Source organism: Rheinheimera muenzenbergensis (genome assembly GCF_036984005.1).
Lineage (GTDB): Bacteria > Pseudomonadota > Gammaproteobacteria > Enterobacterales > Alteromonadaceae > Alishewanella > Alishewanella muenzenbergensis.
Genome location: NZ_JALAAR010000006.1, coordinates 76,727 through 100,523 on the forward strand (window position 1 = coordinate 76,727; position 23,797 = coordinate 100,523).

16 protein-coding genes are annotated in these 23,797 nt (G+C 50.9%); 9 read left to right on the top strand and 7 right to left on the bottom strand.

Going from position 1 to position 23,797, the window contains the following annotated elements:
* Nucleotides 1–6: 6 nt before the first annotated feature.
* The 5 genes from MN202_RS08780 (at nucleotide 7) to MN202_RS08800 (ending at nucleotide 8,542) form a co-directional block, all read left to right on the top strand.
* On the top strand, nucleotides 7–636 hold the full coding sequence (locus tag MN202_RS08780; protein WP_335735732.1) for a DUF1190 domain-containing protein: 630 nt from the start codon (nucleotides 7–9) through the stop codon (nucleotides 634–636).
* Nucleotides 637–642: 6 nt separating this feature from the next.
* The gene (locus MN202_RS08785) at nucleotides 643–1,791 is read left to right on the top strand and encodes a glutathionylspermidine synthase family protein (RefSeq protein ID WP_335735733.1); all 1,149 of its coding nucleotides are present in this window, start codon (nucleotides 643–645) and stop codon (nucleotides 1,789–1,791) included.
* Between the two features lie 364 nt (nucleotides 1,792–2,155).
* Nucleotides 2,156–4,333: a glycosyl hydrolase family 18 protein gene (locus MN202_RS08790; protein WP_335735734.1), complete on the top strand. Its 2,178-nt coding sequence runs from the start codon at nucleotides 2,156–2,158 to the stop codon at nucleotides 4,331–4,333.
* 198 nt (nucleotides 4,334–4,531) lie between these two features.
* Nucleotides 4,532–7,141, top strand: coding sequence for a glycosyl hydrolase family 18 protein (locus MN202_RS08795; protein WP_335735735.1), 2,610 nt, complete (start codon nucleotides 4,532–4,534; stop codon nucleotides 7,139–7,141).
* Nucleotides 7,142–7,321: 180 nt separating this feature from the next.
* Nucleotides 7,322–8,542: a lytic polysaccharide monooxygenase gene (locus MN202_RS08800; protein ID WP_335735736.1), complete on the top strand. Its 1,221-nt coding sequence runs from the start codon at nucleotides 7,322–7,324 to the stop codon at nucleotides 8,540–8,542.
* A 72-nt stretch (nucleotides 8,543–8,614) separates the two neighbouring features.
* Here MN202_RS08800 and MN202_RS08805 read toward each other — a convergent pair whose 3' ends face one another.
* Nucleotides 8,615–10,045 carry a hypothetical protein gene (locus MN202_RS08805; protein WP_335735737.1) on the bottom strand — a complete coding sequence of 477 codons (1,431 nt, stop codon included), beginning with the start codon at nucleotides 10,043–10,045 and terminating at the stop codon, nucleotides 8,615–8,617.
* 245 nt (nucleotides 10,046–10,290) lie between these two features.
* Here MN202_RS08805 and argA point away from each other — a divergent pair, with 245 nt between their 5' ends.
* Entirely contained in the window at nucleotides 10,291–11,610 is a 1,320-nt protein-coding gene (argA, locus tag MN202_RS08810; RefSeq protein WP_335735873.1) for an amino-acid N-acetyltransferase, read from the top strand.
* An 88-nt stretch (nucleotides 11,611–11,698) separates the two neighbouring features.
* On the top strand, nucleotides 11,699–13,825 hold the full coding sequence (locus tag MN202_RS08815; RefSeq protein WP_335735738.1) for a DUF6351 family protein: 2,127 nt from the start codon (nucleotides 11,699–11,701) through the stop codon (nucleotides 13,823–13,825).
* Here the strand turns inward: MN202_RS08815 and MN202_RS08820 are convergent.
* The 3 genes from MN202_RS08820 to MN202_RS08830 all read right to left on the bottom strand — a co-directional run bounded on the left by MN202_RS08820 (nucleotide 13,808) and on the right by MN202_RS08830 (nucleotide 16,587).
* Nucleotides 13,808–14,887 (bottom strand): glycerol-3-phosphate dehydrogenase/oxidase, encoded by a 1,080-nt coding sequence (locus tag MN202_RS08820; RefSeq protein ID WP_335735739.1) that lies wholly within the window; start codon nucleotides 14,885–14,887, stop codon nucleotides 13,808–13,810. The genes MN202_RS08815 and MN202_RS08820 overlap by 18 nt on opposite strands.
* A 13-nt stretch (nucleotides 14,888–14,900) precedes the next feature.
* Nucleotides 14,901–16,007 (bottom strand): glutamate 5-kinase, encoded by a 1,107-nt coding sequence (proB, locus tag MN202_RS08825; RefSeq protein ID WP_335735740.1) that lies wholly within the window; start codon nucleotides 16,005–16,007, stop codon nucleotides 14,901–14,903.
* Nucleotides 16,008–16,068: 61 nt separating this feature from the next.
* Nucleotides 16,069–16,587: a DUF4124 domain-containing protein gene (locus MN202_RS08830; protein ID WP_335735741.1), complete on the bottom strand. Its 519-nt coding sequence runs from the start codon at nucleotides 16,585–16,587 to the stop codon at nucleotides 16,069–16,071.
* Nucleotides 16,588–16,785: 198 nt separating this feature from the next.
* On the opposite strand from MN202_RS08830, the gene MN202_RS08835 reads away from it, so the two are divergent.
* A complete protein-coding gene (locus MN202_RS08835) occupies nucleotides 16,786–17,424 on the top strand; it encodes a YiaD family glycine zipper/OmpA-like lipoprotein (RefSeq protein WP_335735742.1) in 639 nt (212 codons plus the stop codon).
* A 51-nt stretch (nucleotides 17,425–17,475) separates the two neighbouring features.
* On the opposite strand, the gene MN202_RS08840 is transcribed toward MN202_RS08835, so the two are convergent.
* The 3 genes from MN202_RS08840 to speE form a co-directional block, all read right to left on the bottom strand.
* Entirely contained in the window at nucleotides 17,476–20,061 is a 2,586-nt protein-coding gene (locus MN202_RS08840) for a TonB-dependent receptor plug domain-containing protein (protein ID WP_335735743.1), read from the bottom strand.
* A 254-nt stretch (nucleotides 20,062–20,315) separates the two neighbouring features.
* Nucleotides 20,316–20,765, bottom strand: a complete 450-nt coding sequence (locus MN202_RS08845; protein WP_335735744.1) for a DUF4124 domain-containing protein — start codon at nucleotides 20,763–20,765, stop codon at nucleotides 20,316–20,318.
* Between the two features lie 100 nt (nucleotides 20,766–20,865).
* A complete protein-coding gene (gene speE, locus MN202_RS08850; protein ID WP_335735745.1) occupies nucleotides 20,866–21,723 on the bottom strand; it encodes a polyamine aminopropyltransferase in 858 nt (285 codons plus the stop codon).
* Between the two features lie 142 nt (nucleotides 21,724–21,865).
* Here speE and speA point away from each other — a divergent pair, with 142 nt between their 5' ends.
* Nucleotides 21,866–23,752: a biosynthetic arginine decarboxylase gene (speA, locus tag MN202_RS08855; RefSeq protein ID WP_335735746.1), complete on the top strand. Its 1,887-nt coding sequence runs from the start codon at nucleotides 21,866–21,868 to the stop codon at nucleotides 23,750–23,752.
* The last annotated feature ends 45 nt before the right edge of the window (nucleotides 23,753–23,797 follow it).

The window sequence follows — 23,797 nt, forward strand, 5'->3', positions numbered from 1 at the left end:
TACAACATGAGCAAACAGTTTAAACGCAGCAAAACTGCCCGTTTAATTATGATGGTACCGGCAGCAGGGTTGGTATTGGCAGGCTGTGGCGAAAAGCCGGTTGACGTTCAGGTATTTAATAACCCAGACGAGTGCGCGGCCTATTACAACCCACCGGCTGAATGTAAAGCGGCGTTTGCCGAGGCGAAAGCCTTGCACCCGCAGGTAGCGCCACGCTATGCCAGCAAACAGGAATGTGAAACCGACTTTGGTGCCGGCCAATGTGAAAATGCACCGGTTTTAGCCGTGAATAGCACTGAACCTGCAGCACAGCAAAGCCAGCAAAGTAGCGGCTTTTTTATGCCGATGATGATGGGCTTTATGGCCGGCCAGATGCTGAACCGCGGTGGTATGGCCGGCGCGCCACAACAGCAAACAGCCAACAATAACCGTAGCCCGGTAGCAAACCAGCCGCTGTATAAATCGCGTGATGATCGCAGCACTTTCCGTACCGCAACGAACACGGCAGTCGCCTCTCAGCCCGGCCCGGCCAGTATCCGTCCTTCTGCCGTACAGCCAAAACCGGCAACTATGGCGCGGCGCGGCGGTTTTGGTGCCCAGGCAGCGCAGCGCAGCTCCGGCAGCTATGGTGGTTAAGCATAAATGAAACGCATCAACAGCAAGCCACGTCCCGGTTGGAAAGCTTTTGCCGAAAGCGTTGGTTTTAACTTTCATACCTTTGACGGCGAGCCCTATTGGGATGAAAGCGCCTATTATCAGTTTAGCCTGCAGCAAATAGAACAGGACCTGGAAGATCCGACCGAACAGTTGCATCAGATGGCGCTGGATCTGGTAGCTGATATCGTCGACGATGAGCAAAAATTACAGCAACTGGCCATACCGTCACAATTTTGGGATGCGGTACGTGACAGTTGGCGCAGCCAGCAACCACATTTGTACGGCAGGATGGATTTTAGTTATAACGGTACCGGCCCGGCTAAGCTGCTGGAGCTGAATTACGACACCCCGACATCCTTGTACGAAACCGGCTTTTTCCAGTGGGTCTGGTTGGAAGACCAACTGATGCGTGGTGAAGTACCACAAGGCGCCGACCAGTTTAATTCTTTACAGGATAAACTGCAGCAAGCCTTTAGCGAGCTTAACCTGCCTCAGCCTTTCTATTTTGCCAGCGTAACAGAGAGTATCGAAGACAAAGGCACTGTAGATTACCTGATGGATATAGCGCTGCAGGCCGGCTTGAACTGCCGTTATATTCAATTAGAACAACTGGGCGACATTGACGGCCAGCTGGTCGATTTAGACGGCTTTCCAATACAGGGCTTATTTAAACTGTATCCGTGGGAATTTATGCTGCAGGAGGACTTCGCCAGCACTATTCTCAGCAGCCAGACCCAGTTTATCGAGCCTTTGTGGAAATGCCTGCTGTCAAACAAAGGTATATTGCCATTGCTATGGCAAAAACATCAGGGCCACCCTAACTTGTTACCGGCTTTTTTTGATGATGGCAGCCCTCTGCAAAACGGCTGGCTTCGCAAACCGATATTCTCGCGCGAAGGTGCCAACATTGAGCTGCTTACCGCTGACGGTCAGTTGTTAAAGCAAGATGGCCCTTATAACGACAGTGGTTATATCCGCCAGCAATTAGCTCCACTACCCAAATTTGGCGATAACTATAGCCTGATTGGTAGTTGGCTGGTGGGTGACAGCGCAGCGGGTATTTGCATACGCGAAGATAACAGCCTGATCACCAAAGACAGCTCACGCTTTGTGCCACATATCATCCTCGATTAAATCTGTTCTTAGCCGCCGCACTGCCATTAGTGCGGCGGCTAAAATTTACATCCTTCCCGAAAAACAATATTTTGGCCCGATATTGTGTAAAAATTCCTGACACGCCGCCAGAAATATTTTTACAATTAATTCAGATAGTTAATTACACATCAGAAAAATATCATTGAAATCTTACTGCAATATTTTGACAACGCTGTCATTTTTGCCATAGTCAATACCGCTTATTTTGTAAGCAACAGGGAGCAGTATTGCCGGGCTGGCGCAAAAATAATTTAACCTGAACAGCTGCTGAATATGTTGGCAGACAGGTAAATAATAAGCAATAAAAAATAAAATAATTAATGCAGCACGATTGGAGGAAGTTATGTTAAAACAAATAGTTAAAGGCAGTGGCGGCTTGAGCTTACTGCTGTTAGCGGCCAGTGTGCAGGCCGCTACACCCAATGCGCCGGTGATCAGCTGGATGCCGGCCGACTACCAGTTACAAAATGGTAGCGTACAGGTACCACTTCGCTGGGATATGTGGTGGGGCACGAATGGTAACAAGTGGTATTTAACAAAAAATGACAGCGTTGTCTTTGAGGCTGCATTAACGCCAAACGGCCAAAATGCGCAAAGTGGTAACACTAACCTTATGTTTAGCCAACCGGGCAGTTATCAGCTGCAAGTTAGCTTATGTCAGGTAAACGGCGCGACCGAAGAATGCGCCCAAAGCGGCATTACCACCCTGACGATCAGTGGCACTGGCGGCACCGACCCGGTTGACCCGGTTGACCCGGTTGACCCGGTTGACCCGGTTGACCCGGTTGACCCGGTCGACCCGATTGACCCGATTGACCCGGTTGACCCAGTTGACCCAGTTGACCCGGTTGACCCTGTTGACCCGGCTGCACCAGCTAAACCAACTTTTGCCTGGTCTGAAGACAGCGTAACGTTAAACGGCGGCAGCGCCAGCCTTAACCTGGCCTGGAATATGTGGTGGGGTACGAACGGTAATCTGTGGCAATTAAAGCAAAATGGTAGCGTCGTACACAGCGCGGCATTAACGGCCAATGGCCAGCAAGCGCAAAGCGGCAGTACCAGCGTCAGCTTTAGCAGCACCGGCAATTACAACTTTGTTGTTAGCCTGTGTCAGCAAAGTAGCGGTAGCCTGCTTTGTACCGACAGTGATGTCAAAACCGTTTCTGTTACAGCCGGTTCAGGTGATGGCGGTGACGGCGGCGATGGCAGTTTTGACCCCTGGACTGATTTGGATATGACCGCCTGGCCACATCCACTGAAGCAAAATAACGTCGCTTTTAATAACACTACCGGGAAAAAAGTTGGCGCCTACTTTGTTGAATGGGGTATCTATGGCCGGGCCTTTCACGCTGCCGATATACCGGCGCAAAATCTGACCCACATTTATTATGGTTTTATTCCGCTGTGTGGTCCGAATGAAGGCTTACGCCAGTCGAATCCGCAAGGTTATGCGGCGCTAAACAGCCAGTGTGCTGGCAAGCCGGATTATTCCGTAGTCGTGCACGATAAGTTCGCTGCGCTGGAAAAAGGCTATCCGGGCGATGTCTGGGATCAGCCAATCCGCGGCATTTTTGCTGAACTGTACCGGCTGAAACAAGCGCACCCGCATATTAAGATTCTGCCTTCTGTTGGCGGCTGGACCTTATCTGATCCGCTGTATCAGGTCGGCGTAAACCCGGCAGCCCGCGCCGTGTTTATTGAATCGATTATCGACTTTATCCGTACCTACGATTTCTTTGACGGTATAGATATCGACTGGGAGTTCCCGGGCGGCGGCGGCGTAACGCCAGATCTGGGTAGCCCACAGGACGGTGCCGGCTTTGCCACCCTAATGCAGGAACTGCGCGCTGCGCTGGATGCTCTTAGCGTAGAAACCGGTCGCGAGTACGAATTAGCAGCTGCCATGTCAGGCGGGGTAGAAAAACTCAGCGTAGTGGATTGGGAAGATGCCGCACCTTATATGGACTACATCAATCTGATGACCTACGACTACTACGGTGCCTGGAATGGCGTGCTGGGCCATCAAACCGGTCTGTATCCGTCACCGAACTCACCTATTGTTGGCTTCAGCGCTGATGAAGCCGTGCAGTACCTGCTAAACCGCGGTGTACCGGCTGGCAAAATTGCGCTGGGTGCCGCTATGTACGGCCGCGGCTGGCAGAATGTGTCTGGCACAACGGGTGATAATCCGTTTACCGGCACCGGTGGTGATGGCATTACCGGTGGCTGGGAGCGCGGCATTATGGACTACAAGAAAATTGAAGCCGACTTTATGGGCGGGCCGGAAGCCAGCGGCGTCAACGGCTTTACGGTTGGCTGGGATGATACCGCCAAAGCCAGCTATGTCTGGAACCCGGCTACCAATACGCTGATCAGTATCGATACCAAGCGGTCAGTACGCGAAAAAGGCGCTTACATTCTGCAGCATCAGCTGGGCGGTATTTTTGCCTGGGAAATCGATGCCGACAATGGCCATATTTTAAACGCGATGCATGAAGGCTTAGGCCATACGCAGCAATAACTAATGTTGCCGCAGTAACTAACAGTCTAGACAGAGGAGTAAGCAAAAACCGTTTTGCCCACGCTAACACGCCGTTAACCCATCCATGGGGGCTCGTCTCAGCCCGTCCAGGGCTTCAACGGTTAGCTTTAAGCAAAGCGGCTCTTGCTCCCTGGCATCGGCTTAGATTCCCTGTGGCATTTTTGCAGGAAACAAATTATGAAACTTACAACTACCTTGTCGCTGCTGGCGTTGGCCAGCACAGCGGCCTTTTCGGCCCGCGCGGTTGATTGTACTAATCTGCCATTGTGGCAAAACGATGCCGCTTACAGTGGCGGCGCTCAGGTACAACAGCAACAACAAGCTTTTCAGGCTAATTGGTGGACTCAGGGCAACGACCCCGTCAGCCATTCGGCCCCCTATCAGGAGTGGCGCCCACTGGGCAGCTGTGACGGTGCTGAACCAGAGCCTGAGCCAGACCCCGAGCCAGAGCCTGAGCCGGATCCCGAACCAGAGCCAGACCCCGAACCAGAGCCGGAACCCGATCCCGGCGTACCCGGTGATAACAGCTGCCGGCCCGATGGTCTGTATCAAACGCCCGGCATTAGCGTGCCTTACTGCACTGTGTATGACGCTAATGGCCGCGAGATGATCAGCCCCGATCACCCGCGGCGCATCATTGGCTACTTTACCAGCTGGCGCCATGGTAAAAACGGCCAGCCGGCCTATTTAGCCTCGGATATTCCGTGGGATAAAATTACCCATATTAACTACGCCTTTGCCCATGTAAATGCGGCTAATCAAATTTCAGTCGGTGACACCACAGATCCAAGCAATGCCTCTACCGGCATGGAATGGCCGGGCGTAGCCGGTGCTGAACTGGACCCTAACCTGTCGTACAAGGGCCACTTTAACTTGCTGCAAAAATACAAACAGCAGCACCCGCATGTGAAAACCCTGATCTCGGTCGGTGGCTGGGCAGAAAGCGGCGGTTACTTTGACAGTAACGGCAACCGGATTGCCAGCGGCGGTTTTTATAGTATGACCACCAACAGCGACTTAAGCATTAACCAGCAGGGTATTAATACCTTTGCCGACTCGGCCGTGGCCTTTATCCGCCAGTACGGTTTTGACGGTGTGGATATTGACTACGAATACCCGACCAGCATGAACGATGCCGGCAACCCGGACGACTTCGCACTGGCTAACGGTCTGCGGGGCGGTTTAATGCGCTCTTATGTTGAGCTGATGAAAGTACTGCGGCAAAAACTGGATGCCGCTGGCGCTGCGGATGGTAAGCATTATCTGCTAACCATTGCCTCGCCCTCTTCCGGTTATCTATTGCGTGGTATGGAAGCGTTTCAGGTTACCCAGTATCTGGATTACGTAAACATTATGAGTTACGACCTGCACGGAGCCTGGAACCAGTTTGTCGGCCATAATGCGGCGCTGTTCGATACCGGCGAAGATGCAGAGCTTAAAGCCTGGAACTACTACAACACGGCGCAGTACCAGCAAATCGGTTACCTGAATACCGATTGGGCTTACCGCTATTTCCGCGGCACTATGCCAGCCGGCCGTATCAATATTGGTATTCCGTATTACAGCCGTGGCTGGAAAGACGTACAAGGTGGCAGCTTTGGCTTATGGGGCAGCGCGGCGTTACCCAACCAGAGCCAGTGCCCACCCGGCACCGGCGGCAGCACGGTAAGCAAATGCGGTAATGGCGCTGTTGGTATTGATAACCTGTGGCATGATAAAAACACCATGGGCAATGAAATGCCCGCCGGCTCTAACCCGCTGTGGCACACGATGAACCTGGCCGAAGGCATCAGCGCCAGCTACTTCAGCCTGTATGAACTGGACCCGGCTAACCCTGAGCATCAACTTACCGGCAGCTACAGCCGGCATTATGACGCCACAGCGGTCGCGCCGTGGTTATGGAACGCACAGAAAAAAGTGTTTTTATCGGTAGAAACCGAGCAAAGTATCGCTACCAAAGCGCAGTACGTCATTGATAACGGTATCGGCGGCGTAATGTTTTGGGAGCTGGCCGGCGATTATGACTGGGATGCCGCCAAAGGCGAGTACTTTATCGGCAATACGCTAACCACGCAGTTCTACAATAGCTTCCGTGGTGCCAGCCAATATGGCGCAATAAAAGCCGAGCGCGTTATGCCAACTCAGGCAGCTGATATCCGTCTGAGTATCAGCGACTTTAAACTGGGCGATCAAAACTTTCCTATCAACCCTAAACTAACCCTGACCAACCACAGCAACAGCACTATTCCGGGCGGCAGCAGTGTTAGCTTTGATGTGCCAACTGCCATTCCCGATACCATCAGCGATCAAAGTGGTTTTGGTTTAACGGTAATAGCAAGCGGCCGTAACGCCAGTGGTAACAATATCGGTGGCCTTGAGAACAACCTGCACCGCGTTGCCTTTACGCTGCCGGCGTATTTAAGCGTCGCCAGTGGCGAAAGCGTTACTGTAACGCTGAACTATCAACTGCCGATGCCAATGCCATCTAACTGGGTACTTAGTGTCAACGGTAACGAGTACGCCTTTGCAGAGGAGTACCCGCAGTTACCGCTGGTAGATATTGGTGCCGGCGATGGCGGTGATGGTGGTAACGGTGATAGCTGCGGCGGCATTAGCGCACCTATCTACCCTTACCCGCAGTGGCCACAAACCGACTGGGCCGGCAATCCCAGCCATGCCAACGGCGGCGACCATTTGTCTTACCAGGGCGGCGTATACAAAGCCAACTGGTGGACCAACTCGGTGCCCGGCAGTGATGGCAGCTGGAGCTTTATCTGTAATTTATAGCCTGCTACAGAGTGCAAGGCGGTAAGCTGCAAACTTTCCGCTTTTCCTTGCGAGGGTCGATGCCTTATCAGGGCGCCACAGAGTGTCTGAGTCCGCACGCCAGTGCGGGCGAGTTGCTGTGGCGAGCCTGAGAAGGTCTTCGACCCGGAGCGCCAAGCCCGATAACCAAGAGAAATCACTATGCAATCCAAACACATACTCCCAGCCCTACTAACAACCAGCCTGCTATTTATCAGTCTGCAGGCCAGCAGCCATGGCTATGTCGACTACCCCAAAGCCCGGCAGCAAATATGTAAAGATGACGGCGGCTACTGGTGGCCGGCCGATGGCAGCGGTATACCTAATGCAGCCTGCCGCGTGGCTTACCAGCAATCCGGCGGTTATATGCTAACCCAACATCATGAATTTTCTGCTAACGTCGGCGATTATCGCAATATGGCCGCCGTACAGAGCGTGGTTAGCGATGGCAGCCTGTGCGCCGCCGGCGACAGCCGCAAAAGCGGTATCGATATTCCATCTGCCGACTGGCAGCGCACCACTATCGACCTGGCGCAAAGCAGTGAGCTAACGCTGCGCTTTCGCGCTACTACGCCGCATAACCCCAGTTTCTGGCAAATCTATTTAAGCAAACCCGGCTTTAATATTGCCAGCGAGCAACTTAGCTGGAGTCAGTTGGAGCTTATTCACCAGCAAAGTGATGTTGCAGCCGATGCCGGTTACTACACGCTGCAGGTACCGCTACCTGCCAATCGCAGCGGCCAGGCGGTGCTCTATACCCGCTGGCAACGGGTTGATGTGGTCGGCGAAGGCTTTTATAACTGCTCCGACATAGAACTGGTAAATGGTAATACCGACACCCCGCCGCCGCTATGGTTTGATAAAGGTGCTTACGTAAACCTGCAAACCCCGGCCGAAGTCGGCGGTTATGCCCAGTTACGCTTGTTTAACGCCACAGGCCAGGAGCTGATAGACGAGCGCTGGCAAATCACCAATAGCAATATCGCCAACGCACTCTGGGCAACAGAATTGGCGGCGCAGGTAAACACCCAGTACAGCAACCTGCTGCAAATTGGACTGTTAAACGGCGATAACGTGGAATTTAGCAGCGATTTAGCCGCCAACCGTGCTTATGTGCGGGATAACAGCCACTTTTATAACCTCGACCTGCGTCCGGCTCCAGATGATGGCGGGGATGGCAACCCACCGGGTAACTGCCCCGGTTATGACTTAAGCCAGATAAACACTTATCCAAACTGGCCGCAAAACGACTGGCAAGGCCAGCCCAGCCACGCCGCCGCCAGCGATAAGCTGATTTATCAAAACGCGCTGTATCAGGCCAACTGGTGGACACAGTCTGTACCCGGCAGTGATACCAGCTGGACCCAACTCTGTAGCTGGTAACCGCTGACTTTATAACGCTAATAACGACAGAAACAACACAGGCCGCTATTGCGGCCTGTGCTTATGCAGCTATCAAGGTAGCAAGGCCTCAAGCACTTGCTGTTTTAACGCCTCTGCCGCATCGCGACCAATAATGCCTTCAGCCAGCACTAAGGTTTTGCCATCAACACTGGCTTGCAGGCAGAAGTACTCAGTGCGTTCACCTTCGGAGCTTGTCGAGGCCATCGTTTCTTTGATCTTAAGATGCTCTGGCTTGTTGCACGCGGTTTGTCGCTTATATAACCGGATGCCAAACATAGATCGCTGCATCCACACCTTACCCGGTGTCACGCTGGCATTGAGGCCACGCCCCAGCCAAAACAGACCGTAAGCTAAAATCAGCGCACCAATAGGTGTAAATATCAACGCCATAAGCCATAGCATGGCTGTTTCCGTTAAGGCTTGGTACATCAGAAATATACCCGCGCCGGTAAAAATTGCGCCAAACAAAATCAGTATTAATGCGGTACCGCTATGCCGGCCAGCGCGGCTGGTTAAATACAAGGTATTGCCCTGCACCTGTTGCAGGATCTGGCTGGCGGCAGCGTCAAAGGCCGCAACCTGGCGCTGTTGCTGCTGCAGCGCCACTTCGCTGGCGTGGGGCTGCCAGCTACAACGCGCGTTGCCTGCAGTTACCGGTAAGGTCCACTGTCGGCTAAATTCCAGCAATTCTTTATTCAGAGTAAGTTCGCCTTTGCAGCTCAGTTGCCACTCAATGCGGCCTGAATAGCTGGCATCTTCACCACTGCCCGGTAAATGCCCGGGCACGTCTACCGCCAGCCAAAATTTGCCGTCTACCTCGCGCGACACCTGGCATTCAGCTGACCACAATGAGTCACGCTGGGTTGTGCGGTTTTTACCACTACCGCTCTGATAAACATGTAAGCAACTCAGCGTAGCCTGCGGCAGCTGTGCAAAGCGGCCATGTTGCAAGGTAAAATAGCCACCGACCTGGCCACCGGCACTGCCGGGAAACGGATCGGCAAAAAACGGTGTTTTGCCAATTTTTTGCCAGTGTTTAAGCTTACTACGGCCTTGCCACAGTAATAGCGCGCCAACCAACGGGAATACCAGCACCAGCAATACCGCGTAATTGCCTTTTGGCAGCTCATCACTTATTGCCATATAACTGATGGGGGCACCGATTGCCAAAAACAGCGCCCCCAGCGCCAGCATGGTCTGATAGCCGGTTTTGTTATTACTGGCGATGCCCTCTCCCGGCGCTGCACCTTGCAGCATTGCCTGCTCGGCCAGTGCTTGCTTATGGCCATACAGCAGCAAAAACATCATCAAAGCGGAAATGCCACAAAACATCGCCATAAACATCAACCCGGCACCAGGCTGGCCATCGCGGAAAAACGCCACCCCACCGGCAATACCAGCCAGCATAAAGACACTTAAAAAAGCCAGGCCGAACCAGGGCAAAGCTTTGCCCTGGTTTTTATTGTGCTGTTGCTTGCTCATCCTGCGCTCCGCCTTACACTCTGTTGACTCAACTATATAGCAGCAGTTTTACAATAGCTGTGCCGCAGTGGCAACTGCTTGTTGTCTATATCAGATTAAGAATAAATATGCCTTAAAAGTGGATATAAAACCACTTATCACCTAAAATGCCGGCTTTATCGCAGCCCGGCTTGGCATTTTGTCATACAGCTGCCATCTTTATGTCCTATATAGCTAATGTCATAGCAGAAGGAAGCCCCACACCCGTGCGCACTACTGAACTTGTTTCCGGTTTTCGTCAATCCGCTCCTTACGTTAATGCACACCGCGGCAAAACCTTTGTCGTGATGTTGGGTGGCGAAGCCATCAGCCAAAGTGGTTTTCGCAGCATTATCAATGATATTGCCTTGTTAAACAGTTTAGGCATTAAAGTGGTGCTGGTGTATGGCGCCCGGCCACAGATCAATGCCGCGCTGCAGCAAGCTGGCTTGGAGCCGGCCTATCACAATCGCGTACGGGTAACCGATGACGACTCCTTTAAGTTAATTAAACAGGTCGCCGGCGCGCTACAGTTAGATATTACCGCCCGGCTGTCGATGAGTTTAAGCAATACGCCTATGCAGGGTGCACAAATTAACGTGGTTAGCGGTAACTTTGTTATTGCCCAGCCACTGGGTGTTGATGAAGGCATAGATTACCATCACAGCGGCCGTGTCCGGCGCATCGACGCCGCCGGTATCTGCCGTCAGTTGGACAATAACGGCATAGTACTGATGGGGCCGATAGCCGCTTCAGTTACCGGTGAAAGCTTTAATTTAACCGCCGAAGATATTGCCACTCAGGTAGCCATAAAGTTAAAAGCCGACAAGATGATAGGTTTTAGCGAAATTGGCGGTATTGTTGGCGCAGATGGCGAAATTACTGCCGAGTTAATGCCCAATGCTGCCGAAAAAATTATGCAGCAAATGGAGCAGCAGGATAATGCCTGTCCCGGTACTCTGGCGTTTTTGCATGCTGCCATTACCGCCTGCCGCGCCGGCGTACCGCGGTGTCACTTGGTCAGCTACGATGAAGACGGTGCCCTGCTGCAGGAATTGTTCTCGCGCGATGGTATCGGTACGCAAATCGTTACCGAATCGGCGGAAAAACTGCGCCAGGCGACCATCTCTGATATTGGCGGTATTCTGGATTTGATCCGGCCGCTGGAGCAGCAAGGCTTACTGGTGCGCCGCTCTCGCGAGCAGCTGGAAATGGAAATTAACCAATTTACGCTAATTGAACGCGATGGCCTGGTGATCGGTTGCGCCGCTTTGTATCCGTTTCCGGACGACAATGTCGGCGAATTTGCCTGTTTAGCGGTGCATCCGGATTACCGCGACGCCGACCGCGGTAGTATCTTACTCAAAGCGGTGATCCAACAGGCACGGCAGCAAAAATACAGCAAGCTGTTTGCCCTCACCACCCGCAGCATCCACTGGTTTTTAGAACATGGCTTTGAGCTGCTAACCGTAGATGATTTGCCGGCGCAGAAAAAGCAGCTGTACAACTATCAGCGCCGTTCAAAAATACTGGCGATAAGCTTATAAGCACAGCTGTTGCAGCCGCGCGGTATGGCGGCATCAGCTAAATTATTGACTAAACTTAACTGACTGCAACCGACAACGGAGCTGTCAGATGCTTAGATCACGCCGGCGCTACATCTTTTGCGGGCTGTTAACCTTGCTGCTGTTGTACTTGCTGTTACTGCTGCTGACCGGCCCTGGCCAGCGTTGGCGCGAAGCCAACCCTATCCTCGCGGTTGCCCCGGCCGAGCCAGGCCAGCTGCTGCCGGTTAGCGGTCATATTGCTAACAGCCCACGACCGGCAGAGAGCTTTACCTTTCCTATTACTGTTGGCAGCACAGGGCCGGCCATGCCGTTATATGCCGGCGGTCTTAGCTATCCGCTGTACTGCGGCTATCAACAACAAGGCATAACACCGCCGCAGCCTGACAATCAGGCTGGTTTTGGCATTGTGTTACCCGCCACTAAAGACAGCCTCAGCGGCTATAGCAAAGATTGCCTGCATCCAACACAACTGCAGTTTTATCTACTGGACAGCGACGGAGAAGTCAGCGTATATGACGGTGGCACCGTTAGTGCCGGGCAGCTATTGTTACGGTTGGAGCTTGGCACCATAAACCGGTTTTTCTATTACATAGTGATGCCCATCAGCCGCACCGAATATGGCAGCCAGCTGGGTGCATCACTATGGAATGGCAAACTTATTTACCAGTTTCATGGCGGTGTCGGCATTGGCTATCGGCAAGGGCATTTGCGCACAACACGGCTTATCAGAGATCGTCAGGCCGAACTGCGGGCTGGCTTTGCCATTCTCAGTTCCAGTGTCAACAAAACCAGCCACACTTATAATTTTTTGCTGGCCGAAGATACCGCCCGCCGGGTAAAGCTGCAGTTTACTGCTTTGTATGGTCAGCCAGTTTATACCCTGGGTATTGGCGGCTCCGGTGGTGGCATTGCGCAGTATTTGTTGCTGCAAAACAGCGCAGACCTGCTTGACGGTGGTATTGCCCTGTACAGCTACCCGGATATGCTCAGCCAAACACTGTATGCGCTGGATTGCGATTTACTGCATAACTATTATTACTTTACCGCAGCCAATAAAGCCCACTGGCAACACGGCGCCCGCCGGCAATTATTAGAAGGCTTAAGTTATTCAACCGAGTACAGCAGCAAATTCGACAGCCAAATTAGCCTGACGCAGCTATTGAACGGCGAACGGCCAACACCTATGCATGGCGCAACGCAGTGCTTGAACGCCTGGCTAGGTTTATCGTCACTGGTACACAACCCGCGTCAGGGTAGGCTAAAACGCTTTGTCACTGACCCGGTATTGCCGAAGGTTAACTGGAGCTACTGGGCCGATCTGCAAGCCATTTTCGGTACAGATAAGCAGGGTTTTGCTCACAGCCTGTGGGATAACCAAGGCGTGCAGTATGGTTTGCAAGCCGTCAGAGATGGCCGTTTAAGCGTGACAGATTTTTTGGCTGTAAACCGTAACATTGGCAGTTGGCGTCACCAAAGCGCAATGCGTAAAGAACGGATTTATTTTGAACCCCTAACCGACAGCCCACTGTGGTTATCCGCATTTGGCCGGCACAACATAACCCGCCCCCAGCCATCTACCGCGACAGAACAAGCCGCAGCGCGTTATCGGGCTGACCAGGCGGCAGTCACCCGGGCGTACCGTTATGGTCAGTTATTTCTCGGCATGACAAACAAGCCCATCCTCGATCTCAGGCATTACCTGGACCCCCAGTTGGATATGCACCACCTGGAACCGTCATTTGCTGCCCGCGAGCGCCTGCAAAAGCGCAATGGCCATGCTGATAACCAACTGATTTGGGTTAGTCATCCCGACTACACCCCGTTACCCGAGGCTATTGCATTAATGGATCTGTGGTTAAGCCAACAACAAAAGCCGGCCCAGGCAACGGATCACTGTTTTGCTGCTGACGGCAGTGTTATTGCCAGCGGAGCAACCGTCTGGCAGGCCGGCGAACCCTGTGCACAGCGCTATCCCCCCTTGAGTAACAGCCGGTTACAGGCAGGAGCGCCCAAGCACGGTTTAATGTTTAACTGTGCCTTAATCAGCGTGGATGATGCCATTGCGCGGGGCAACTATTTGCCGCTGAATATACAGCCTTATGTTAGCCAGTTACGGCGTATTTTCCCGGCAGGGGTATGTGATTATTCGCTGCCGGATCAGGCCTTGCCAGCAGATTTAGCCTTTCCTTACTGAGCGGCCTATGTGTTCACTGACCTGGCGGCCCAGCGCCCGTGCGGTTGTCCACTTACCACCTGACACCGTCAGCACCCGGCCCTGCCAGTTTAGCTGATATTCCCGACTGGCTTTACTGGCACTGGCGCTGCCACCCAGTAAAGGCCGCACGCCGGCAAAATCAGATAATACCGTGGCGACACTGGCGGCTGGATGAAAATAATGGTTATAAACACCAAGCAAATAATCCCGCTCGGCATTGGAGCATTTAATTGCCTCATTTAGCTGCTGACGCACCTCTGTCGTACCCAGCAGGGTTTGGCCCTGATACGGCAGCACAAATACAATCCGCGCTTCACCCGGCACCTCCAGCATATGGCCGTAGCGGCCAACCGGTGGCAGCAGCAAATGGCTGCCGCGCACTAAATCCAGTGGTTGCTGCGCCAGGCCAGACTGTTGTAACAATTGCTGACTCCAGGGGCCCGCTACATTAACCACACGGTCAAACTGTTGCCAGCCATTGCTAAGCAACACCCGGCCATCAGTGGCGACTTGCTGCACCGGGCTGTGCTCAAACAACTGTACTCCGGCTTTACGACATTGCTGCGCCATCCACAAGCCGAGTTTCTGATCGTCCATCTGGCCATCAAAAAACAGGTAAGCCCCGCTTAAACCTTCCGCCTTTAACTGCGGCGAACAGCGCAATGCTTGCTGCGCCGTTAGCCAGCGGTGGCGGCCAATACCCTTACGGCCGGCAAAAGTATCGTACAGCCATAAACCAATTTTAAGTTGCCAGCGGGCACGACGAGAATCAGCATAAAGCGGATATAAAATTGGCAAACGCCGGGTAAGTTGCGGCGCTTTTTTAAGCCACCAGCGCCTTTCCTGCAGCGCTTCGCGCACCAGGCGGAATTCGCCCTGCTCCAGGTAGCGTAAACCACCGTGCAGTAATTTTGATGACGCAGAACTCGTCGCCTGCATCAGGTTGTCGCGTTCAAACAAGCTAACGTCATGTCCGGCCAACGCCAGTTGCCAGGCACTGCTTACACCATTAATACCACCACCAATTACTGCTATCTTCATCGGTCACCTGTAGTTAACTTGTCAGTGCTATGTCATCCCGGTGCACAACTTCTTCGCTGGGACAAAAGCCCAGTGTCAGGGCAATCTGCGTGCTGTGTAAACCTTTTATCAGCAGTAATTCAGTGGCACTGTACTGACAGATACCTTTGGCCAGCTGCGTTCCGCTTTGATCACACAGCCAAATGGCATCGCCTTTATCAAACTGGCCGCTGACAGCAGTAATTCCTTTGGCCAGTAATGAAGCGCCTTTATGCAGTAGTGCCTGCACAGCACCGCTATCGAGCGTGATACTGCCCTGGCTTTTTAAGCTGTTAAGCAGCCAGTGTTTCTTTGCACTTAATCTGTCCTGCTGGCGGACAAATAAAGTGCCTGCCTGTTCGCCACGCAATAATGCATCAAATCCAGCGGCGTTCTGGCCGTTGATAATCAACGTATCGACACCGAGTCTGGTAGCTTTTTCTGCCGCCTGAATTTTGGTTAACATACCACCAGTGCCAATACTGTGATGGCTGCCACCTGCCATGGCATAAATGGTGGCATCTATCCGGTCTACCCGGGCAATAAAACGGGCATCCGGCGTGGTTCTGGGGTTAGCAGTGTATAAGCCGTCTATGTCTGAACAAATAATCAGGGCATCGGCATCTACCAATATTGCTACCATAGCGGCCAGGTTGTCGTTATCGCCCACTTTTAGTTCAGCAGTCGCAACACTGTCGTTTTCATTAACAATAGGCAGCACCTTATTCGCCAATAAAGTCCGTAAGGTATTATCAATATTCAGGTAGCGGCGCCGATCGGCTAAATCATCATGTGTCAGCAAAATTTGCGCGCAGCGAAAATCAAATAAATGGCTCCAGATCGCCATCATCTGAGTTTGCCCGACGGCCGCCATAGCTTGCTTAATATTGATCGGTAACGGTTGATGAGCAAAAGCAATGGCCGAACGGCCAGCAGCGACACTGCCCGATGACACCAGCACCACTTCTGTACCTTGCTGGCGACATTCACTGATAAAACGGGCAATAGCCAATAAGTAGCGGGTAGAACACCCCTTAGCATCCGGGGAAATCAGCGCACTGCCAACCTTAAGTACAATACGCCGCCAGGCTGAATTTAACATAGACACACCTAAACGCTGAGGTAATATCAGCAGCTTAAAGTTTGGGCGTCTATATGTCTATTCAATTTTGTGTACTGGCCATGACTAAGTCGCAATCGCCGGCGGTAAGATGGGTAAAACCGCCATAGGCCGAAATAACCAACTGACTGTCTGTCAGAGTGCGAACCTGCCAACTGACCTGGCCACTGCCAAACGCCGGATGATCAACAACAAAAGAGCCGGGGCTTTGTCTTATGGGGTAGCGGAAAGTATCTTCGCGCTGGCCCTGACTAATTTGCTGTACCATCTGCCGCTCGGTAAACACCCAGGTTTTACGCAGCGCACTGTCTTGTTGTACATTACCGCTGGCGACGGTTGAGGTGCCTATTTCACACCAACTGCCAGTTACCAGCTGCTCTACCGATTGCTGTTGCTGTTCGGCAAAGCGGATATCCAGTTTCACTTCAGTGCCGGCGCGACAGGGATCCCCCTGAAATACTACCTCGCCATTGCTATCTGTGCATTTGTATACGTCTGCAATTGCTGGTTGCACCAGCACAGTTGCCATCACTAACAATAAAAAGCGCGCCGCTACTGTCATTATTTTATCCTTTATTGCTTTTGCCGGCTAAAACGCCAACATGCATAACCCGAGTACAATACTGAAAAAATCAGCCAAAGTGAATATGAAAAGAAATCAAATAATTTACATAATCTGTAAACAACAGCCGACATTTATAGTTCAGCACGAATTCAGTTTGATACTCTAAGCTGGCAAAAACACTTAAGGAGTAGCGGTATGCGTCATTCAGTATTGGTTGTTACACTAATGGCGGCCAGTTTGGCCATGGCAGGTTGTGCTACCAATGAGTATTCCAATACCAGTAAAGGTGCTGCCATAGGTGCCGTGCTAGGCGCCGTTGCCGGGAAAGCCACCGGTAACCATAAAGATAAACGGCTGGTTATCGGAGCCGCAGTCGGCGCACTAGCCGGTGCTGCGGTAGGCAGTTACATGGATAAGCAGGAAAAAGCCTTAAATCAGCAGCTAAGCGGCAGTGGCGTTAAAGTGATCCGCGACGGCGATAAATTACGCCTCGATATTCCGGCGCAATTAACTTTTGATATTAACCGTGCCGATATTAAAGCCAATTTGTACCCGGTGTTTAACGATATTGCCAAAGTACTGCGTGATTACGAAAAAACCATGCTGGTAGTTGCCGGCCATACCGATGATACCGGCCCTTATCAGTACAATATGAACCTGTCGCAAAGCCGTGCTGACAGCGTTAAACAATATTTAATTGCACAAAATGTGCAACCCATCCGCATTGAAACCCAGGGCTATGGGCCTAACTACCCACTGGTAGCAAACAGCTCTGAAGCCAACCGGGCGCAAAACCGCCGGGTAGAAATTCATATCGAGCCGATAGTGGAATAACACAAACAAAAACAGCGCCTAAGGCGCTGTTTTTACTCCATTAATTAACCGCTAAAAACGATAACTAATTTTGCCATAAATATACTGTCCTCTGGGGTTATGCACTTTTGACGCGTAACCATATAAATCCGCGTCACCATCACCAATAGCAAATGGTGGGTCTTCATCAAGCGCATTATTCATACCGAGCACCAACTGCGTTTTGTCATTCAAATTATAACGTGCCTGAATATCCAACAGCATTTGCGCACTGATCGAGCGGGTCGTTGTACTCTCTACATCACTTGGCGCAGCATAATCTTCAAACTCACCAATATAACTGAGGCTGGTGATTATTCCCCAATCTCCAAGGTTCCAGTCTGCCGATGCCAACCAGCGGTGTTGTGGATAGTTATATTCGCCAGCATAGTCGATATCATCTTTCTCAAATTTACTGATATAAGACCAATCCAGGCTAAAACGGATTTGCCCCATATCCTGTAATTTCATCATGTAGGACGTTGATAAATCCAGACCCGTTGCTTCCTGAGCACTGACATTGACATAGCTGTTAAACAACCGCGACAACTCGCCCAGAGACTGGCCAGGCAATGGCGCCAGCCTTACACAGCGGGTGCTATTCTGATTGTTACATTCAGCGTCATAGACATTTTCATAATCATTTTTATCTATCTTGTTATCCTGAGTAATACTCCAGATATCCGCAGTAATATCAAACTCATCGCTAACCTGCCATACCACACCAAGGTTAAAGGTTTCGGATTCTTCAGGCTGCAAACCTTCGGTACCAACGAAGACTATTGTGTAATCGGTAGCTGCACAGGCTGGATTAGCCGGGTCTGCAGTTGGACAACGATAGGTATCGGTAAAAAATACCGATTCCTGCGATGGCCCTAAACCTATTTGCGCCAATGATGGTGCTCTGAATCCCTGACCAAATGACGCGCGCAGCGTAAAGTTATCCAGTGGCCGCCACTTCATGCTTAATTGTGGATTAGTGGTTGAACCAAAATCACTATAGTGGTCGTATCGTCCTGCAACAGTGAACTCCAGCACATCTGCCACCGGAATCAGTAATTCAACAAAAGCCGCATATTGGTCACGCTGTGCCTGCGCCGATACCGACTCAGTACCAAAGATTAAACCACGCTGAAATTGGTCATCCGGCTGATCAAAAGCATCTTCTTCACGATATTCAATACCTGCCGCCATCGACACCATATGATCACCCAGCGCAAAAGCTTCTCCGCTGATACTGGCATCATAAGCAGTAATATGTGATTCACCACGCCTGACCAGTGAAGTGGTAATCGCGTCAATCACCTCTGGCGAATTAACAAAGCCACCAAAAGGATTGTAATTACCTAGATCAATTTGCTGTTGCAGAAAATCTGTGCGTACCCAGCCTTGCTGTTTACTGCCTGTTTGCATCGATTCACTGCGGCCTTTTTGCGCTGCAATATCCCAATCCCAGTTATTAATCTGGCCACGCAAACCCAACACCATACGCAACGAGTCAGACTCAATATCCCAGGTTCGGGCGCCAGCATCGACGGTACGGAAACGGTTAATGCCAATATCGACCCCAAACGGATTGTTTGGATGTGTTCCTGGCACAGTCAAACCCGCATCACCATCTAAGGGGGTAGCCGCTCCTGACGCCTGAGAACGATTATGCTGCACCGACAGCTCTACATAACCTTCAATCCCATTAGTAAACTTCTGACTGCCTTGAAATATCGCACCTACCCGCTCTGCCGCAGGCACTGTCATACCATAGGGACCATAGTCAAATACGCAAGTCTGACCAAAAGTTCTGTCGGCAGGACAGCCCGGATCTATGCGAGCGACACCATTAACAATAAAATTGCCGGGATAACCCCGTGAGGAACGCAGATCCTGGCCACCATAAGGTGCCTGATTTGCCGTACCAAAACGGCCCATTTCGGCGCCGGTAATTACGGTATTTTTAAAATAGTCCAGTATCAGCGTAGCATTGGCATCGTCCGTTTCAGCGCCCCAAACCAAACTAGCAGATGTTTCATCATAGGATGGTCCGGTGGTTCCACCGTGACTAACACTAAGCTCTGCACCGTCAAAGTCTTTGCGTAATATAATGTTCACCACACCAGCAACAGCATCGGAACCATAGACTGCAGAAGCACCATCTTTAAGAATTTCTATACGTTCAATCGCAGCAACCGGTATCGAGTTTATATCAACAAAAGAGTTCGCGATGTTCTCAGCAAAAGCGCTGACAGCAACCCTACGACCATTTATCAATACCAAGGTAGCGTCAGAGCCAAATCCGCGTAAACTGATGGCAGCACCACCGTTGGCGGTAGAATCCTGATTATTGCCACGGGTAGAAAATGTACCTGTCCCAGCAACGGGGGTGCGTTCCAACAACTGCTGCAGATTGGAAAAGCCAGATTTGGCAATTTCTTCCCGATTTATTACGTCGATCGGCGCAGCACCTTCCAAATCATTGCGCTTAATACGAGAACCGGTTACTTCGATCCGCTCTACCTGTTGGGCATCGGACTGGTTGTTGCTTTGCTGGGCAAAAGCAAAGCCGGATGGCAGTAATGAGCTTACCGCCAGCGCACACAGGGAGTAAGTAAATGAGCTTTTCATATATGTCCTTTTTGTATTTTGTTTTGACATCAACTGCTTAGGCAGCAAATTAGGTGTAGCACAAAACACAAAATTCACATTGAAAACGCATATTAATTTTGTAATTAAATATTACTTAATTAATGTAAATTCCAGGGGCAGCCGCACATAAAACATAACATCACACCGTGAAACAACTGCTAAAGCAGATACTTTATTTATCGGGAATTAAAAAGCCCCGCATTAGCGGGGCTGTTTAAATCTATCTATCGAATTTAGTTTTGCGCGTATTGCCGTTCTAAGTTGCTGGTTTTTTGCTTTAAGCCCACCAGCTTGGTTTTTTCGATGGCAATTTTTTCATCGAACTGCTGTTCTAAACGGTCAATTTTCTGTTGTAATGCTGCCAGCTCTTCTGCTCTGGGGTAGTTACGCCGAAGTTTGTACAGCTGCGACTTTAACTCATCCGCTTCTTGCTGTTTTTGTTGTTCCAGTGAGGTAATTTGATACTCGACAAAACGCCCCTGACGCTTGAGTGCATCAACTTGCTGACGAAACTCGCTGCGGGTTCCAGGCGTAGCTGTACCAACAGGGCGCATATCTACCTGCTCAGCTTCTGCCGCACACGGAAACTGGCTGAATTCAACCACACCATTGCGCTCACATTTATAAACCTGAGCTTGAATGGAAAAAGCGCTGAAAAACAACAGGTAAGATAATTTCTTCATTGGCCACCCCACTTATGAACAATAAATGTACAGAAAGCTTGCCAAAACCGCAAGTTAACCTGCACATTTATTTTCATAACCTACCACAGATGTCTGTTAACTAACCTAGCAACGCCCGTTGCATAAAGTTAGGCCAGGCCGATGCGGCTTTGTGCACAGCGACGTTGTAATACTCAGTGCTGAATGGCGCAGCCGCGGCATCGGCTTCGCGAAAGCCATCAAAAGCAGCGTCTTTGCGGGCCAGCGTACAGGTCCACCAACCGGATGGATACACCATTTGCGGGAACAACAGCGTTTGCAACGCCGCAAAGCCGGCATCCTGCATGGCACTGCGCATGTCTTTTAACAGCGGCATATGAATAAGCGGTGATTCGCTTTGCTGCACTAAAATACCGCCATGGCGCAACGCTTTGCGGCAGCTATCGTAAAAGGCCCGGTTAAATAAACCCTCGCCCGGCCCTATCGGATCGGTTGAATCGACGATAATCACGTCGATTGATTCCGGCGCCGCTTCACGCATAAATTTAATGCCGTCATCAAACTTTAGGCTGGCACGTGGATCATTGTTTGAAGCACACAACTCCGGGAAGTATTTCTCTGCCATCCGGGTAACCTGCTCGTCGATATCGATTTGCGTTACCGATTCCACGCCAGGGTGTTTTAATACTTCACGCAGGGTACCGCAGTCACCGCCGCCGATTATCACCACGTTTTTCGGGTTAGCATGGCTAAACAGTACAGGGTGGCTTAGCATTTCGTGGTATAAAAAGTTATCCCGGCTGCTTAGCATGATAACGTCATCTATCACCATAAGATTGCCAAAGTGGCTGGTTTCATACATTTCAATCTTCTGAAATGGTGACTGCACTTCATCCAGCTTTTTAGTGACCTGCAGGCCAAAAGCGCTGCCGCTGGCGGCGAATATTTCGGTGTACCAATTGTTCTTAAAACCAGACATAGTTATCCCCTCGCTGTAACAGGGCGCGTATTGTGCCTTTTAGCGCCGCCACACTCAAATTTTTTGTCTTTTTCGCGTTTTTTGCTGCAGCTTATCAGTATAAGCCTTAAACTATGCACATCTTAATTTTAAAGGAACGACAATGGCCGACTGGGGTACAGAAAAAGCGCGCTCTATCTACAACGTAGCGGTGTGGAGTGAAGGGTATTTTGATGTTAATGCTGAGGGTGATCTGGTGGCTTATCCCGATCAGGATCACAGTAAAAAAGGCATTAGCTTTCCTGAGCTTACTACCCGCTTTAAAGAGGAAGGCCTGACTCTGCCAGTGCTGGTGCGCTTTACCGATATTTTACAGCATCGGGTAGACACCCTGATTAAATCTTTCCAGCTTGCCAAAGCAGAAAAAGATTATCAGGGCCAGTACACCGCTGTGTATCCAATTAAAGTGAACCAGCAGTTCTCTGTCGTAAAGCGGCTGATCAGCCACGACAGCGGTAAAGTTGGCCTGGAAGCCGGCAGTAAGCCGGAGTTAATGGCGATCCTTGGCGTAACCGAGCAACCATTGCAAATTGTTTGTAATGGTTACAAAGACAGTGAATTCCTGCGTTTAGCTACTATCGGCGATATGATGGGCCACACTGTCTATGTCGTGGTCGAAAAGCTGTCTGAGCTAAAAACCCTGCTGCGTGAAGTAGATAACCTTGGCGCTGCACCGCGTATCGGTATCCGTATTCGCTTAAATTCGGTTGGTAAGGGTAAATGGCAAAATACCGGCGGTGAGAAAGGCAAGTTTGGTCTGACAGCTACGCAGGTGTTACAGGCGATTGATATTTTACGTGATGCCGGCAAGCTCGACTTATTACAGTTGGTGCATTTTCATATCGGCTCGCAAATTGCCAATATTCGCGACATTCACAATGCAATTCGCGAATGTGCCCGCCACTACGCTGAATTACGTACCTTAGGCGTGCCTATTAGCACAGTGGATGTTGGTGGTGGCCTGGGTGTCGACTACGAAGGCTCAAAATCCCGTTCGGCCTGTTCGATGAACTACACCATGATGGAATATGCCCGCAATGTGGTAAACGGCCTGAAAGAAGTGTGCGATGAATATGATTTGCCGCACCCGAACATTATTACCGAGTCTGGCCGCGCCATGACCGCTCACCACGCAGTACTGGTCACTGACGCCATTGATATTGAGCGGGCGCCTGGCCTGGTTAATCTGCCGGAGCCAAGTGAAGACTCACCAACCGTCATTCTCGGCCTGTGGGAAGCGTACCAAAATGTTACGCCACGTTCCGCCGTCGAGGCGTATCACGACGCTATCCACTACTTTACCGATGCCCACGCTCAGTATGTGCACGGTTTATTGACGTTGCAGGACTGGTCGTTACTGGAGCAAATTTACTTCGCTACCATTAATAAAGTGCGCGCCAACCTCGATTTGTCAGCCCGTTCACACCGCGCTATTCACGATGAGCTAAACGAAAAGCTGGCAGATAAGTTATTTGTTAACTTTTCGCTGTTCCAGTCGATGCCGGATGCCTGGGGTATTGATCAGCTGTTCCCGGTGATGCCACTGGAGCGGATGAACGAGCCATTAAACCATCGCGCTATTATTCAGGACATTACCTGTGATTCTGATGGCCAGTTAAAAAGCTATGCCGACGGCAATGGTATTGAGTCCAGCTTACCTTTACCGTTATATAAAGAAGATCAGCAATACCTGTTGGGTATGTTTATGGTCGGTGCCTATCAGGAAATCCTCGGTGATTTGCATAACCTGTTTGGTGACACCGACTCAGTACATGTCGAACTTACTGATGATGGCAGCTACAAGCTTACCAATATCATTAAAGGCGATACAGTAGCCGATGTACTGCGCTATGTGCAGTTTGACGCTAAAAAGCTGATTGCCTCTTACACCAAGCAATTGGCAAAACTCGATATGCAAGATGGCCGTAAAGATGAGCTGCTGGATGAGTTAAAAGCCGGCGTTTATGGTTACACCTATTTTGAAGATTAAGGTAAACTGATAGCTGATCGGATGTGTTAACAGCAGGCAAGCCTG